Raw genomic sequence first — 14,837 nt, 5'->3', positions numbered from 1 at the left:
ATGAAAATCAGCGCCTTTACCTTTATCAAAAACGGAACCATCTTCGGTTTTCCCTACACGGAATCAATTCGTTCCGTGCTGCCGATTGTTGATGAGTTTGTTGTCAACGTCGGTGTGAGTGATGATGACACTCTTGATCGAATCCGGCAGATCAATGATCCGAAGATACGGATCATCCAGTCGCACTGGAATGACAGGATGAAGGTTGGCGGTTATGTCTACGGTCAGCAGAAAATGATTGCACAGTTCAACTGTACAGGCGACTGGGCCTTCTATCTTGAGGGAGACGAAATTGTTCATGAAGAGGAGCTGACAAAAATTGTCGATGCATGCCGAACCCATCTGGATGATGAGCGAATCGAGGCTCTCACTTTCGACTATTATCATTTCTATGGCAATGCGAACAGTTATCTCGATTCACCCGGCTGGTACCGCCGTGCTGCCAGAATCATCAGAAACTCCATAAGAACGACAGCTCCTGACGGGCTTTTCTGGCATGTGCTTACCGACAATAACAAGGTTTCACGCTATCCGAAGAGTGCTCATACCGGGGCCTCGATCTATCACTACGGATGGGTCCGGAGCGAGGAGGCGATGAACCGGAAATCGGAAAACGTTCAGAAGTACTGGAATAAAAACCATAGCAGGATTGACTATGGTGAGATTGATCAGAAGATTGTCCGCGAGTTCAGGGGTTCCCATCCTGCAGTTATTCGTGACTGGCTTCCGAAAGAGAAGGGCCTTTTTCGGGCCAATCCCGGCCATATATTGACCCGGCGGGAGAAAAAACACCGGTTGATGCTCCATCTTGAACGGTGGTTCGGGATGGAATTGAGTAAAAAACATTTTGATCGAGTAACCCGTGAGTGACCATCACTGCCGACGGCATTCACAGCAGACAGTTTCTCCACCATTTGCAGTTCGTTTATGAACCCTTCCATTGTCCTTCTGCCGAACTGGATTGGCGACATGCTCCTTGCCCTTTCACTGGTCATGAGACTGCCCGAAAGCCGTCGATCAGAGACCACGCTTCTGGTGCCGCCTCAGATGAGCGGCCTGGTAGGAGAGCTCTGCGATCTGCCCCGGATTGAGTATCTCCGGAGCAGTGCCGAAGAGCGCAAGCGTACGCTGAATGCTGTGCGCAACGGGAGGTTTCACGCCTTCTACCTCATCCCTTTTTCATTTTCTTCGGCATGGTTTGCTATGAAGACAGGGGTGCCGCTCAGGCGAGGCCTGCCGGAAGAGATGAGGCGTTTTCTTTTGACCGATCCGGTTTCCGAAGAGTTCAGTGACAACAAGCTGATGCATATTACCAGAGAATATGCCGCCATTCTTGATATGCCATATCATCCCCCTGAAGAGTGGATGGGTGTACAGGTTGAGCCAGGCTGGAGTCACGCCGGTTCAATTGTCTACTGCCCCGGGGCGGCATACGGGCCGGCCAAGAAATGGCCTCACTTTGCTGAACTGGCAAGGCTGCAGGAGCGCCATACTATTGTTGTTCTTGGAATGAAAGAAGACCGGCAGTCGGCAGAGGAGATCGCAGGCATGGCGCCCGGAAGAGTTACGGACCTTACCGGAAGGACTTCGCTGAAGGAGGTTGCTGCGATCATGTCATCTGCTCGCGGAGTGGTCTCGAACGATTCCGGGCTGATGCATCTTGCCGGCTATATCGGCACTCCGGTCATCGGCCTTTTCGGTTCCACAAGCCCGGTCTGGACGGGTCCTCTCGGGAAAAAAAGCATTGCCATGAACTTTCCCGAGCCATGTGCCCCCTGTTTCCAGAGAACCTGCAAGTATCACCACTATCGCTGTCTTGCAAACATTACTCCGGAAGCTGTAGCGGAGGCAATGGAGAAATTGTGTGGATTACCCGGACATTCAGCCACTCAAGAGGCCTGCAATTGAGGGAGAGCTGCTCAATGCTTCGATTGTTGCCGAACGATCGAGAATCCATCTACCAGCGCAAACCACTCTCCGTTCTCTCTCTGAAAGGGGTCAACGGTATGCATTCCATCTCTGTTCCACCATTCATCGCCGGGCTGTAACACCGGTTGCTCCCTTGCCGGCTCTTCACTGTAAGTGTTTTCTGTGAGTTCAGTTATCCGGAACGCCCAAACGTTTGTGCCGTAGTTCGGAATCTCATCCTGTGCATATCGATAGATAAACCCATTGTAAAGCGTTACTCTTCCTCCGGGACGGGCAAAATTCGGACTGTTGCACACTACAGGGCTTTTTGGATGTTCTTTCCATGGACCGGTAATGGTTTCAGAAGTGAAGAGGTGGAGGTTTTTTGATTTAAGGGAATAACTGAAAAGATACCAGCGATTCCGATAGTGAATAACTGAGGGGTCAACCAGGGCTGCAAGGCGGTCTTTGCCCTGGACAAGTGTTGTCAGATGCTGCCACTGGTCAGGAAAATGCACTGCACGGTAGAGTTGAATGCCCCCTGAGCCCATACATTCAGGGATCATGTAATAGTTTTCCTCTGCCATGAAGAGATAGGGATAGGAGAGGTGAAAACGCTCTCGGAGAACAACCTGGCAATACCTCCACGCTATGCCGTTTCTACTGAATGCATAAGCGATCTCTCCCCTGTTGTTTTTATTGTTCAATACTTCAAAGAAGAGGTGATAGCCACTCACCGTTTTTATCATGAACGGGTCAGCAACAAAGCGGGCAGAGATATCGGTGATATCTTTTGCAGTAAGCACAGGATTTGTAATGGCTGTCGGCGGGTGAAGCTCAACGGGCGAGTGCCCTTCATAGATGCCGATTGCCCAGGTTTCCCGGCTGCGCCTGAGAATCTTTTTTTTGTAATGCTTTCTATAGCGGGCAGTGACGATCAGCAAAATCGCAATGGCTGGCAGGATGATCAGCAAGAGGCTTGTCGTCATAACGATTTCTGTACATGGTTGCTGAAAGTGAGTGCTGCATGCCATGTCCCGGCAGCCGCTTTATTCCCGGTGATCGTAACGCCGCCGGTTATGAGAGTTTTTTGAGCATCTCCCGGAGTGCCGAAGAGAGTTCGGCAGGATCGATATCAATAATATCAGGTGTCGGCGACACTACAACCTTCTGTATGGTACTCAACGGTCCGAACTGTGTTCGATCAGCGAGATACTCCCTGTAGAGTGCTATCAGCGGCGTATCGGAGCAGGCAGCAATATGAACCAGGGAGGTGTCTGGAGTGATGAGGAGTCTGAGCTTCCTGACGATTTCGCCTACCTCATAGATGTTACGGGTTGACGGAGATGCAATGACATTGGTATGCGGCTTTTCAAGTGCTCTTTTCTCTTCAAGGTCCTGAGGCGTTGAAAAGATTATAAACCGTTCGTCAGGGAAGGCCTGAACGAGTTCCGACCATTGCTGCAACGTACGGTGTCCGCCAATATGCCCCGCACTGATATTAATCCCTATGTATTTTCCGGGCTCAAGACTCTTCAGTAAGGCTTCCGTTTCATGCGATACCGGCATCTCCGGCAGATACGGTCTGCATGGCGGTTTTAACGTTTTTGTCCCGAGAAAATTCAGCAGAGCAAGGTTTTTCAGTGACTCATGGGTGTTGGGCTCCATTCTGATAAGGTGGTCGAACAGACCTTCATGACTGGGGCTGAAGTGGCTTACCTTGCTTCGGGCGCGGACAAGCACCGACTGGATCAGAAAATGGAATGAAGGGTGATCCTTTGGATTGAAAAGCAGATCAAATTTTTTTGAAAGAATCCCTTTATAGTATCGCGGCATGTTTCTTTTTGCATGATAAACCGCCGTGACATTTTTATCTGCACTGAAAAAATTGAAAATAATCTGGCTGAAGGCGATAACATGGATTGCGAGGTCAGGAAACTCCCTTCGCAGGGTGCCGATCAGGGGTGTCAGCAGAATACAGTCGCCATAACACTCACGGGCGAGAATAACGATGCTTTCGGGTGTTTCCTGAAAAGGCGGGATGTTCTCAGGTCGCTTTCCAACGAACTGGAGGCTCTTTGCAAAGCGCTGACGAAATACCCGATGATCCTTTTTTTTCGATTTCATACTTCCAGTGTAGACGATTATATGCTTTCTATTAATCCAGCAGCCAGCAGCTCGTACTGGTCAACTACTTTTTGCAGGTCAAACTTCTCTTCCACGATCATTCGTGCAGCTTTTCCCATCTTACGATAGTCAGATTGCAGCACTCTTGTTACCCCTTCAGCAAGTGCCTGACTGCTGCCGGGTTTAACAATGATTCCGGACTGGTTGTTGACAATCACATCCACGAGTCCGCTTCCGGATGTAGCGACAACCGGTCTGCCCGCCGCCATGGATTCAAGTGCACTCATCGACATACCCTCTTCGGGTGAAGGCATAACGGTCATGTCCACTCCGGCAAGTATCTCCGGAATATCTGTTCTGAATCCGGTGAAGAGCACCTTTTCCTCAAGATCTCTTTGTGTTGTAAACGCCTGCAACTTCTTTTCGATACAGCCTGTCCCAACAATCAAAAAACTGATTGAACCGATTTTTTTTACTATTTCCGGGATTGCTGCCATAAAGCACTCCACTCCCTTGTTTTCGTCCAGTCGGCTTATGATGGCAACCACGTATTGCGAAACCCTCTCCTTTTGCGATGCAGTTGCATTACTGTCGAACCGGCTCAATTCGATGCCGTCATAAATTACCGTGATTTTATTTGCGGGGATTGAGAAATCTGAAACAAGCTCACGTTTTATCTTATCAGAAACAGCAATGATTCTGTCAATAAGTCTGGAGTAGAGGAGTTTATTGATCTGTTTTTTTAATCCTTTTTTTCTGTAGGGAACATTACGGGTCAGGATTACTTTTCTGTTTGCTATTTTTGCGGCAAGGGATGCGACCCAGTAAAATTTTGGAGAGCAGATCTCGATGAGATCAATATGGTTCTCTTTTATCATCCGGATAAGCTCCGGGATAACGAACAGGTTTATATCTGATGTCGGGTCGATCGTGAAAACCGGAATGTTCTCCCCTGGAAGCCGGAGTGCAAGGCCGCTTCCGGGTAAACAGCATACCGCGACCTTGTGACCCCGCATTTGCAGTTCCCGGCTGAAGAGCAGAATTCTGTTTGCGCCGCCAGACCAGTGGGGTGTGGCATCAAATAGCATAAGATTCATCTGTGGCTGCTCTTATTGACGAGAAATTCTGAAAATGGATAAACCCGGTTTTATCGTTTATTGGCAGCTTGCTGGCAACGTATTGGAACAACTGCGGATGCTGTATTTTCAGCCGGCAGGGTACGCTTTCAAGAGAGAGTTATGGTTTCTGCTTGTTTTTTCTCTCGCCAATACCTATCTGTTCATAAGGCCTGAATTCAGGGTGTTCAGGATGATAAAGTATCAAATTTCAGGAGTTTCATTGTAACAGATAATCAATGCGGATATTTTTCTCTCCAGACTCATTTACGGCTCAGCGCCCCTCTTTTCTGGTCAATACCCTTATTCTGGCTCTTCTGATGGTGCTCTACTCTCTTGCCGGAGAGCTTCTGTTCTGGCTGATCAATGGTGAGCGCCTTGATGCGCTCTCTCTGATGCATTCGGTGAGCACCATGATTTCCCTTATGCGCCTGATTCAGGTTGCCGGTCAGATTCTTGTTTTTGCCATTCCGGTTATTCTGCTTGCCGGCTGGCATACCGGCAGCAGAAATGTGTTTTCCCGGCGAAGCCTTGCTTTTCTGGGGATCGGGATGCGTCCGCACTCCGGTGCCATTTTCCCGGCAGTTGCGGGTATTTTCCTGCTTCAGCCGGTGTTATTTACCATCACAGCTCTTCAGGATCTTTATCTGTGGCCGGCTCTTGGCGCTGCGGGTTCAGCTGTTGTCAGCCAGCGGGATATGATGGACTCTTTTATCAAGGCACTTGCGGTTGTGCGTTCGACGCCGGAGATCTTTTCGGTTGTGTTGGTTTTTTCTCTTACTCCTGCGGTGTGTGAAGAGCTCTTTTTCAGGGGATATATCCAGCAGAATTATACCCGGTCGATGTCATCGGCCAAAGCTGTTTTACTCACCGGAGTGGTTTTTGCATTCTTTCATCTGAGTCCGGCGAATCTTCTTCCTCTTGCGTTTCTGGGGTGGTATATTGGGTATGTCTACAGCGCTTCAGGCAGTCTTATGGTGCCTTTTGCTGCACATTTAGCAAACAATCTCGCCGCTCTCCTCATGGTTTATGCTGCGGAGAGAGGATTTTCTCTGAACGTATCCGCTCAGATACCGCTACTCCAGAGTGTATGGTGGTGGGTTGTTGTTGCCGGGAGTTTGTCTCTGTTTGCTCTGGTGATTCGCCGGTTTTTTCCGGTCATCTCTTCAGTGGCGGAAGAGGGTGAAGAAAAATACCGGTCAGATGTTTAAACCATGATCTATGTCTAAACTCCTAACGATAAATTTATTGCAGCGGGTAGTGGTGGCTGTTGCCGGTATCCCTTTTCTGCTCTGGCTGATCAAGATCGGCGGGGTGTGGTTTTCCGGCTTTTTTTCACTGCTCGCACTGCTTGCGGTCTATGAGTTTCATCATCTTGCCGCGCACAAGGCTTCTCCTCCACCCCTTTGGCTTGCAGTGCTGATAACACTGCTCTTTCAGCTTGATTTTGCGTTTCATCTTGTTGAGGTGTGGGAGCTGCTGCTTGCGGTAGTGCTTTTTCTTTTCGTGCTCGAACTCTTTTCGAAGGAGGGTTCACCGTTGCTTAATCTCGGCTCGGTTTTCCCCGGTCTTCTCTATGTTAACCTTACCTTCGGCGCCCTTTTACGGCTGCGTCTTGATGCTCCGGAGGGAAGTGGTGTTGCCATGGTCTATCTTCTTTTTCTCTGTGTCTGGGCTGCTGATATTTTTGCTTATTTCGGTGGAAGCACCCTCGGCGGGAAATTTATTCGCCGCAAACTGTTTGAACGTCTGAGCCCGCATAAAACCTGGGAGGGATTTCTGTTCGGTCTGGCTGGCAGCGTATCGGCGGCACTGATATACGGTAACTTTTTTCCATCGTTGCCATTGCATACCGCGCTGATGACGGGATTGCTGATCGGGTTTGCCAGTCCGGCAGGAGATCTTGTTGAGTCCATGTTCAAACGGGATGCCGGAGTCAAAGATTCATCCGGTCTGATACCGGGCCACGGGGGGGTGCTTGACCGGTTTGATACCATCATGTTTGTGTCGCCATTTCTTTATTTTATAGCGTTTTACCTCTGATCCTGCTGCCAGCCCGAGCAACATGCGGTATGGATTATAAATGTTTTATATTACCCGTTAAACGGGTGATCAGCTTTCGTGTGTTTCCCCCGGTATAAGCGTATTAACCGCAAGAGATTGTCATAATGAAAATTGAAGGTCTTCTTTCCGAAAAACATATAGTTCTGAATCTTGAACTGGCAACAAAACGCCAGGTTATTGAAAAAATGCTCTCTATTGCAGCCACTCATAAAGGAGTGACGGATATCAATAAGCTGCGGGAGGATGTTGTCCGGCGTGAAGAGGAGATGTCTACCGGTATCGGTAAACAAATAGCCCTTCCCCATGCCAAGACCAGTGCGGTCACAGAGCCGGTTCTGGCATTGGCAACGCTTCAGCGTGAGATCAATTTCGATTCGATTGACAATGAGCCTGTACAGATTGTTTTTCTTCTTGCAACTCCGGCAGAGATGCTTGCTGAACATCTGAAACTGCTTGGTCGTATCACAAGACTTGCCGGTCGTGAGGAAGTTCGCAGGAGCCTTCTTCTTGCCAGATCGCCATCCGAGGTACTTGAGCTTTTCAGAGAAGAGGAGAAGGATCTGCCCCAGATTTAACGGGATCGCTCCTTGAATTGTCCATAAACTATATACAGGCTGGGCAAACCGGCTCTTGTTCTATGCCCATATCATTTTTACTATCAGAGGATTATTAAAGCTATGCCGCAGTATCAGGCAGTAAAGGGAGCAAGGGATATTTTCCCGGAAGAGTCTGCTCAATGGAAATATGTTGAAGGAGTTATTCATACAGTCGCATCTCTTTACGGGTTCAGCGAAATAAGGACTCCTGTTTTTGAATATACCGAGCTGTTCCAGAGAGGTATCGGTTCGACCACGGATATTGTCGGAAAAGAGATGTTCTCTTTTCTGCCGGATCCGAACGGGCGTTCCATTACGCTTCGTCCGGAGATGACCGCCGGAGTAATGAGGGCGGCACTTCAGAAAAACATACTCTCTGCGGCCCCGGTTCACAAGCTCTACTATATCGGTGAACTGTTTCGCAAGGAGAGGCCCCAGGCCGGCCGTCAGCGCCAGTTTTCGCAGTTCGGGGCAGAACTGCTCGGCGTTTCAACGCCGGCAGCAGTGGCTGAAGTGATCACATTGATGATGCAGGTTTTTGAATCGCTCGGTCTACGCAATCTGAGACTCAGAATCAATTCGCTTGGCGATAGCGATGACCGGTTTCGTTACCGGGAGGCATTGAAAACCTATTTTGTTCCCTTTCACGACAGGCTTGATGACTCCTCAAAAGAGCGGCTTGAAAAAAATCCCCTCAGAATTCTTGATTCAAAAAATCCTGCTATTCAGGAAATAGTTGCAGGTGCTCCACGGTTGTATGACTACCTCTCAGTCGCTTCGGTTGAGGATTTTGAAAAGGTGCTCTACTATCTTGACGAACGGGGGATTACCTTTGAGATCGACCATCGTCTTGTCCGGGGGCTTGATTATTACTGCCATACAGCCTTTGAAGTTACCAGTTCAGAGCTTGGTGCCCAGGATGCCATAGGGGGAGGAGGTCGATACGATGGCCTTGCCCGTGAGCTTGGAAGCTCCTCAGAAGTGCCGGCTTCAGGTTTTGCCGCAGGTATGGAGAGAGTGCTTTTGACCATGGAAAAACAGGGACTGTTTGCGGCGCTGACCCCTCAAGGGCCGGTCGTCTATGTTGTGCTTCAGCAGGCAGAGCTTGCTGATCACGGCATGCAGGTCGCATGGCGTTTGCGCAAAGCCGGAATCAGGACGGAAATAGACCTCGCCGCAAGGAGCATGAAGGCCCAGATGAGAGAGGCCAACAGGATGCGGGCGTCCTGGGCGCTCTTTATCGGCAGTGCCGAAGTGACGACAGGGCTCTACGCATTCAAGAATCTTGTTACTTCGGAGCAGACAACTTTGTCACTGGAGGCTGTGCTTGAGACTCTTCATGAAACGGCGTCAGGAGAGCTGCAGAAATGATGACAGGCAACATTCGCCACCGTGTAACGCTCTACGGTAAAAAAGAGTGCTGTCTGTGTGATGAGGCTATGGAGCTGCTTGAACGGGTTCGTGCTTCAGTGCCATTCGAGATTGAGAAAATAGATATTTCCGGCAATCCCGGGCTGCAAGAGGAGTTCGGACTCAAGATACCGGTTATCTGTGTTGATGGTGTCAGGGTATTCAACTATCGGGTAAACGAAAACAAACTGCGATCATTACTGACAGCCTGAGAGGGAGAGTGTGGGTGATAAGTCTTTTCTTTGTCCTTGTATGAAATTCTTCACCGAATTTGTTCGGTTACCAATAGTTTAATTGTTCAGACCGGAGCTTCCTGAAATGCTGAAATTTATTCTGCTTGTTCTTGTTTTCTATCTGCTCTTCAGAATGGCGGGGCGTCTGTTGAGAGGCGGACTGTTTTTTTATTATGGTGCCCCCCGTCACCGGGAAAACTCTCCGGGCCCTTCTGCTTCACCGAAGCGGATTGAAGAGACAGACTATGAGGTTATAGAGAGCCATCTACCGGACAAGGAGAGGGATGTTGTGTAACTATTTGGCCGTTGAAGGATTTTTTGTACATTAGTACACTTGATTTGACGACGCGAGAATTATCTTATCTGAAAGTGGGGGTTCCCCACTTTTTTGTTTTCCAAAAGGTTTGTACGGGGTGATTATGCAAGAGCGCATCAGGAGCAGTGTTCTCCAAATTATTGACGGGTCTGCAGGCACCAGAGGAGAGGGGTCCTACCTTGTTGATCTCAAGGTGAAAGGTCCACAGAGAGCCAGGAAAATAGAGATACTTGTCGATGACGACAGCGGTGTTCGCATTGATCAGTGTGCATGGCTGAGCAGAAGGCTCAGGGAGCTGCTTGAGGGTGATGAGGAGCTTCTTGCGCTGGTTGGGGAGGATTTTGAAATCACGGTCTCTTCTCCGGGGCTTGGCGAGCCACTCATGCTTCATCGTCAGTATGTCAGGCATTGCGGGAAAATTATGGAAGTAACCTATACGGATGAGGATGCGGTGCAGAGAGAGCTTAAAGGCCGTCTTCTGCGGGTATCGCTATCGGAAGAGAGCCGGCCGCATATCGTGATTATGCCGGAAAAAAACAGGAAAAAAGGCAGTACGCCAAACAGAGAGGAAGTCACCCTTTACCTTGATCAGGTAAACCGTGCGGTTCCTCTGGCGCAGTTATAACAGGGCACCGCCCAACCCGGTAATCGGGTTTCGCAACAAATACATAGCGGTGACCAGAAGGTTTTTAGGGATCAGCGGGAGTTATCTTTTCAAAAAGCACAATCAAGAAAGAGATGGTCAGAAAAAAGATAAAAGATGAGGGAGTGGACAGAAGAGCACAGATTGCCAGTGCCTTCGGGGAAATCGAGCAGTCCAAGATCTTTCTGGACAAGCGCACGGAAAGTGCGGCTGTTAAAATGGATATTGCCGATCTTCTCAAGGATATCATCCAGAAGCAGCTCAGAAAAGATTACGATCCTGAAGTTGAGTCCAACATTTTCATCAACCCGGAAAGGGGAGATTTTGAAGTCTATATTCTGAAAAAGATTGTCAGGGAAGTGGACATTGAAAGCATCGAGATCAGTCTTGATGAGGTGAGGAAAATTGATGACTCCCTTGACATCGGCGATTACTATGAAGAGGGTCCTATCAAGCTGGATGATTATCTGAACCGTAAATCCATTCAGATCATCAAGCAGTCCGTTCAGAAAAAAGTCCGGGATCTTGAGCGTCTCGTAGTCTATGAAGAGTGCCTTGAGAAGGTGGGCGAGGTCGTTGCCGGTGAGGTCTATCAGATCCGTTCAAATGAGGTTATTTTTACCTATAACACCTCAAAAGATCACCGCGTCGAACTTGTTCTGCCGAAGTCGGAGATGATGAAAAAGGATAATCCCCGCAGAACTCCGAGGATGAAACTCTATATCAAACGTATTGAGCGGGAGAAAGTGAAGACAAAGCTTGATGACGGTAATGTGGTCGAGCGCGAAAAGGCGGACGGCGGCATGAAGGTTATTGTATCAAGAGTTGATGACCGCTTCCTCTACAAGCTTTTTGAACATGAGGTTCCGGAAATTCTGGATGGTCTTATTGTTATCAAGGCTATTGCACGAGTACCGGGTGAGAGAGCCAAGGTTGCGGTTGAATCCACCAGTGCAAGAATTGATCCTGTAGGGGCGACTGTCGGGTACCGTGGTAAACGTATTCAGAGCATTGTCAAGGAGCTGAACAACGAGAACATTGATGTGATCTACTACACCGATGAGCCGCAGATCTATATTTCACGTGCGATGCAGCCTGCAAAAATCGATCCGCTGACGGTTCACGCCGACCCGAAAACAAGGAAGGCTCGGGTTATGCTCAAGCCGGACCAGATCAAGTATGCCATTGGAAAGAATGGTAACAATATTCATCTGGCAGAAAAACTTACCGGCTATGAGATCGATGTCTATCGTGATGTTATCGACAAGTCGATGGAAGATCCGACCGATATCGATATCATCGAATTCCGTGAAGAGTTTGGTGATGATATGATCTACCAGCTTCTGGATGGCGGTCTTGATACGGCTAAAAAAGTGCTGAAAGCCGGAGTTGAAGAGATTGAAAATGCATTGCTCGGGCCTTCCAAGCCTGAAGAGGTAACGGTTTTTGGCCAGCCACAGGGTCGCAGACCAGGCATAAAACCGAGAGAGCGAAAAGTAACCGAGGATGAAAAGCGGTACTGGAAAAAGATTGCAGAGAACATCTATAAAACCGTTAAAGAGCAGTTCACCGAATCGGATTTGCAGGGTCTTTTTGATGACGATGCCGATCAGGATTCAGTAGAGCCGGCGGCGGATGAATCCTGAGTAGTCCCTGTAGATGTCAGCATTGGATAAAGAGTAAAGAGTTTTTAAATCCAGAGGAGGATGTAATGGCCCTTGAGGACATGGAAAAGAGATATCGAATAAGTGATATAGCAAGAGAACTGCAGTTGAGTCCGCAGGAAGTCTTACTTTTTGTCAAGCAGGAAGGAGGCAAGGTGGCCTCTACATCCTCTATGGTAAGTGAAGAGATGCATAACCAGATTTTCAGCCACTTCAGTGTTGAAAAGAAAATGGTTGATGAGACCAATAAAATCAGAGCGGAAAAAGAGAAACGGTTGTCAAGACTTGAGGAGCAGTCGCGCAAAACGTATGAAAAAGAGAAACAGCTGCGTGACACCCTTAGTCCGCAGTCAGCTCCGGCTGTTACGAATCGGGATGTAAAAAAAGAAGATGTCGAGCACGCTCTTTCTGGCGATTTTCCGGCACCTTCTTTTATTGAGCAGCCATCTCCGGTTGCTGATGATGGAGAGCGTGCTGACGCTGAGTCTCTGTTTCCGATTATTGGCGAAGATGCAGTTCTTGATCCTGTAAAGATTGAACCGTCAATCAACGAACATCTGGTCTCTTTTGACAGCCCGCAGAATATGGGGGGCCTTACTGTACTTGGTACGCTTGATATGCAGGCCGGCAGGAACAAGAAAAACCGGAAAAAGAATTTCAAGGAGCAGGCAGATGCCTTGAAAGACGAGTTTGAGACGAAAGTCACTGAAGAGGCGCATGTTGATGAGAAGGGCGCTGTGGTTAAAAAACCGCTGAAAGCTGCCGGGGAAGAAAAGCCGAAAGCACTGCTGGATGACAGTGCAGGCAAAAAGAAGAAGGGCAAGAAGAAAAAGAAGCCGGAAGTGGATGACAAGGTGATTTCGGCAAATATCCAGAAGACAATCAGCGGTATGGAGGATGGCAGCGGTACCGGTTCGCGCCAGAAATTCCGCAAGATGCGCCGGATCGATCGGGAGCGCGAACAGGAGGAGGCTGACGCTCTGCGTGAGTCACAGGAGCTTATTGTCAGGGTAACCGAGTATGCTTCACCCCACGAACTGGCCGAACTTATGGGAGTTACGGCAAAGGATATTATCCAGAAGTGTTTTGCACTCGGGAAGTTTGTCACCATCAATCAGCGCCTTGACAAGGAGTCTATTGAACTTATTGCTCTTGAGTTTGGCTATGAGGCCGAATTCATCTCTGAAGTTGAAGCAACAGCCGTTATTGCCGAGGAGGATGCAGAAGAGGATCTTCAGACCCGACCTCCCGTTGTCACCATCATGGGACATGTTGATCACGGCAAGACCTCACTGCTCGATTATATCCGAAACAGCAATGTTGTTGCCGGTGAATCCGGAGGAATAACCCAGCATATCGGTGCTTATGAAGTTACGGTTGACGGAAACCGCAAGATCACCTTTCTTGACACACCGGGCCATGAAGCCTTTACCGCCATGCGTGCAAGGGGCGCCCAGGTTACCGATATTGTTATCCTTGTTGTAGCTGCAGATGACAGCGTTATGCCCCAGACCATAGAGGCGATCAATCATGCAAAGGCTGCCGGTGTCCCGATTGTTGTTGCCCTTAATAAAATTGACAAGGTTGAAGCCAATCCGGAGAAGATCAAAACACAGCTTTCCGAAGCGGGAGTGCTTGTTGAAGAGTGGGGTGGCGAGTATCAGTGCCAGGAGATCTCTGCCAAGAAAGGTCTTGGTATTTCAGAGCTTATGGGCAAGGTGCTGACCGAGGCTGAGATGCGTGAACTGCGCGGCAACTATTCCGCCGAGGTTCCGGCAAGCGGTATTATTGTTGAGTCAGAGCTCGACAAGGGCAAGGGTGTGATCTCGACGGTTCTCGTTCAGCGCGGATTCCTCAAGGTTGGTGATCCGTTTGTTGCAGGCAATACCCTTGGCAAGGTTCGGGCAATTATGGACGAGAGGGGAAAGAGAATTCCCTCTGCCGGCCCTTCACAGCCCGTTATGGTGCTCGGATTCGAGGATCTTCCGCAATCCGGTGATGTTCTGACAGTTATGGTAACTGACAGGGAGGCACGTGACCTGGCGCAGAAGCGGCAGGTCATCCGTCGCGAGCACGATTTCCGTCGCAGTACGCGTGTCAAGCTTGACAGTATTGCCCGCCAGATCAAGGAGGGCCTCATGAAGGAGCTGAGTGTCATCATCAAGGCTGATACGGATGGCTCCATACAGGCTCTTGCTGACGGACTCATGAAGATTCAGAATGAAGAGGTCAAGGTGCAGATTATCCACCAGGGTGTCGGTCAGATTACCGAAACCGACGTTCTTCTTGCTGCGGCTTCAGATGCTATTATTATCGGCTTCAGGGTACGTCCTAATGTCAATGCCAAGAAGCTTGCTGAAAAGGAAGATCTTGATGTTCGCTTCTACAGCGTCATCTATCATGTTCTTGAAGATGTCGAAAAGGCTCTTGAGGGTATGCTCTCTCCGGAACTTCATGAAGAGGGTCTCGGCTCCCTTGAAATCCGTCAGGTCTTTAAAGTGCCGAAGATCGGTAACGTTGGTGGATGCTATATGCTTGAGGGTAAAATTTTCCGTGACTCCAGGGTACGTTTGCTTCGTGACGGGGTACAGATCTATGAAGGGCAGCTTGCAGCACTCAAACGCTTCAAGGATGATGTCAAGGAGGTCGATGCCGGATACGAGTGTGGTCTGAGTCTCAAGAATTACGATGATATCAAGGTTGGCGATATTGTTGAGGCTTACAAAATCGTAGAGAAAAAACGGAAATTGTGAACCTCTTA

The 14,837-nt window shown here is 49.0% G+C and carries 14 protein-coding genes; 11 read left to right on the top strand and 3 right to left on the bottom strand.

The window, feature by feature from the left end; all coding sequences use genetic code 11:
• Positions 1–870, top strand: coding sequence for a glycosyltransferase (locus BOO20_RS06930; protein WP_076791604.1), 870 nt, complete (start codon positions 1–3; stop codon positions 868–870).
• 57 nt (positions 871–927) lie between these two features.
• Positions 928–1,908 carry a lipopolysaccharide heptosyltransferase II gene (gene waaF, locus BOO20_RS06925; protein ID WP_076791603.1) on the top strand — a complete coding sequence of 327 codons (981 nt, stop codon included), beginning with the start codon at positions 928–930 and terminating at the stop codon, positions 1,906–1,908.
• Positions 1,909–1,919: 11 nt separating this feature from the next.
• On the opposite strand, the gene BOO20_RS06920 is transcribed toward waaF, so the two are convergent.
• The 3 genes from BOO20_RS06920 to BOO20_RS06910 all read right to left on the bottom strand — a co-directional run bounded on the left by BOO20_RS06920 (position 1,920) and on the right by BOO20_RS06910 (position 5,132).
• Positions 1,920–2,897 carry a hypothetical protein gene (locus BOO20_RS06920; protein WP_076791601.1) on the bottom strand — a complete coding sequence of 326 codons (978 nt, stop codon included), beginning with the start codon at positions 2,895–2,897 and terminating at the stop codon, positions 1,920–1,922.
• Between the two features lie 88 nt (positions 2,898–2,985).
• Positions 2,986–4,035, bottom strand: coding sequence for a glycosyltransferase family 9 protein (locus BOO20_RS06915; protein ID WP_076791599.1), 1,050 nt, complete (start codon positions 4,033–4,035; stop codon positions 2,986–2,988).
• A gap of 17 nt (positions 4,036–4,052) precedes the next feature.
• Positions 4,053–5,132: a glycosyltransferase family 4 protein gene (locus BOO20_RS06910; RefSeq protein WP_076791598.1), complete on the bottom strand. Its 1,080-nt coding sequence runs from the start codon at positions 5,130–5,132 to the stop codon at positions 4,053–4,055.
• A gap of 257 nt (positions 5,133–5,389) precedes the next feature.
• On the opposite strand from BOO20_RS06910, the gene BOO20_RS06900 reads away from it, so the two are divergent.
• From BOO20_RS06900 to infB, 9 genes are all read left to right on the top strand, one after another.
• A complete protein-coding gene (locus BOO20_RS06900) occupies positions 5,390–6,361 on the top strand; it encodes a CPBP family intramembrane glutamic endopeptidase (protein ID WP_076791594.1) in 972 nt (323 codons plus the stop codon).
• A 10-nt stretch (positions 6,362–6,371) separates the two neighbouring features.
• On the top strand, positions 6,372–7,193 hold the full coding sequence (locus tag BOO20_RS06895) for a phosphatidate cytidylyltransferase (RefSeq protein WP_076791593.1): 822 nt from the start codon (positions 6,372–6,374) through the stop codon (positions 7,191–7,193).
• A 125-nt stretch (positions 7,194–7,318) separates the two neighbouring features.
• Positions 7,319–7,789, top strand: coding sequence for a PTS sugar transporter subunit IIA (locus BOO20_RS06890; RefSeq protein WP_076791591.1), 471 nt, complete (start codon positions 7,319–7,321; stop codon positions 7,787–7,789).
• Positions 7,790–7,891: 102 nt separating this feature from the next.
• Positions 7,892–9,181: a histidine--tRNA ligase gene (hisS, locus tag BOO20_RS06885; protein ID WP_076791589.1), complete on the top strand. Its 1,290-nt coding sequence runs from the start codon at positions 7,892–7,894 to the stop codon at positions 9,179–9,181.
• Positions 9,178–9,432 (top strand): glutaredoxin family protein, encoded by a 255-nt coding sequence (locus BOO20_RS06880; RefSeq protein WP_083694585.1) that lies wholly within the window; start codon positions 9,178–9,180, stop codon positions 9,430–9,432. Before hisS ends, BOO20_RS06880 begins: the two co-directional genes overlap by 4 nt.
• Positions 9,433–9,538: 106 nt before the next feature.
• Positions 9,539–9,748, top strand: a complete 210-nt coding sequence (locus BOO20_RS06875) for a hypothetical protein (protein ID WP_076791588.1) — start codon at positions 9,539–9,541, stop codon at positions 9,746–9,748.
• A 124-nt stretch (positions 9,749–9,872) separates the two neighbouring features.
• Positions 9,873–10,394 (top strand): ribosome maturation factor RimP, encoded by a 522-nt coding sequence (rimP, locus tag BOO20_RS06870; protein WP_076791586.1) that lies wholly within the window; start codon positions 9,873–9,875, stop codon positions 10,392–10,394.
• Positions 10,395–10,507: 113 nt separating this feature from the next.
• Entirely contained in the window at positions 10,508–12,058 is a 1,551-nt protein-coding gene (gene nusA / locus BOO20_RS06865; protein WP_076791584.1) for a transcription termination factor NusA, read from the top strand.
• Between the two features lie 65 nt (positions 12,059–12,123).
• The gene (infB, locus tag BOO20_RS06860; protein ID WP_076791583.1) at positions 12,124–14,829 is read left to right on the top strand and encodes a translation initiation factor IF-2; all 2,706 of its coding nucleotides are present in this window, start codon (positions 12,124–12,126) and stop codon (positions 14,827–14,829) included.
• Positions 14,830–14,837: the final 8 nt, after the last annotated feature.

It is taken from the genome of Chlorobium sp. KB01 (assembly GCF_001975465.1).
GTDB lineage: Bacteria > Bacteroidota > Chlorobiia > Chlorobiales > Chlorobiaceae > Chlorobium.
This window is presented reverse-complemented; position numbering and strand designations above follow the sequence as displayed.

Coding starts and splice junctions, on each gene's coding strand:
- BOO20_RS06930 (WP_076791604.1), top strand. CDS start 1: ATGAAAATCAGCGCCTTTACCTTTATCAAAAACGGAACCATCTTCGGT.
- waaF (WP_076791603.1), top strand. CDS start 928: ATGAACCCTTCCATTGTCCTTCTGCCGAACTGGATTGGCGACATGCTC.
- BOO20_RS06920 (WP_076791601.1), bottom strand. CDS start 2,897: ATGACGACAAGCCTCTTGCTGATCATCCTGCCAGCCATTGCGATTTTG.
- BOO20_RS06915 (WP_076791599.1), bottom strand. CDS start 4,035: ATGAAATCGAAAAAAAAGGATCATCGGGTATTTCGTCAGCGCTTTGCA.
- BOO20_RS06910 (WP_076791598.1), bottom strand. CDS start 5,132: ATGAATCTTATGCTATTTGATGCCACACCCCACTGGTCTGGCGGCGCA.
- BOO20_RS06900 (WP_076791594.1), top strand. CDS start 5,390: ATGCGGATATTTTTCTCTCCAGACTCATTTACGGCTCAGCGCCCCTCT.
- BOO20_RS06895 (WP_076791593.1), top strand. CDS start 6,372: ATGTCTAAACTCCTAACGATAAATTTATTGCAGCGGGTAGTGGTGGCT.
- BOO20_RS06890 (WP_076791591.1), top strand. CDS start 7,319: ATGAAAATTGAAGGTCTTCTTTCCGAAAAACATATAGTTCTGAATCTT.
- hisS (WP_076791589.1), top strand. CDS start 7,892: ATGCCGCAGTATCAGGCAGTAAAGGGAGCAAGGGATATTTTCCCGGAA.
- BOO20_RS06880 (WP_083694585.1), top strand. CDS start 9,178: ATGATGACAGGCAACATTCGCCACCGTGTAACGCTCTACGGTAAAAAA.
- BOO20_RS06875 (WP_076791588.1), top strand. CDS start 9,539: ATGCTGAAATTTATTCTGCTTGTTCTTGTTTTCTATCTGCTCTTCAGA.
- rimP (WP_076791586.1), top strand. CDS start 9,873: ATGCAAGAGCGCATCAGGAGCAGTGTTCTCCAAATTATTGACGGGTCT.
- nusA (WP_076791584.1), top strand. CDS start 10,508: ATGGTCAGAAAAAAGATAAAAGATGAGGGAGTGGACAGAAGAGCACAG.
- infB (WP_076791583.1), top strand. CDS start 12,124: ATGGCCCTTGAGGACATGGAAAAGAGATATCGAATAAGTGATATAGCA.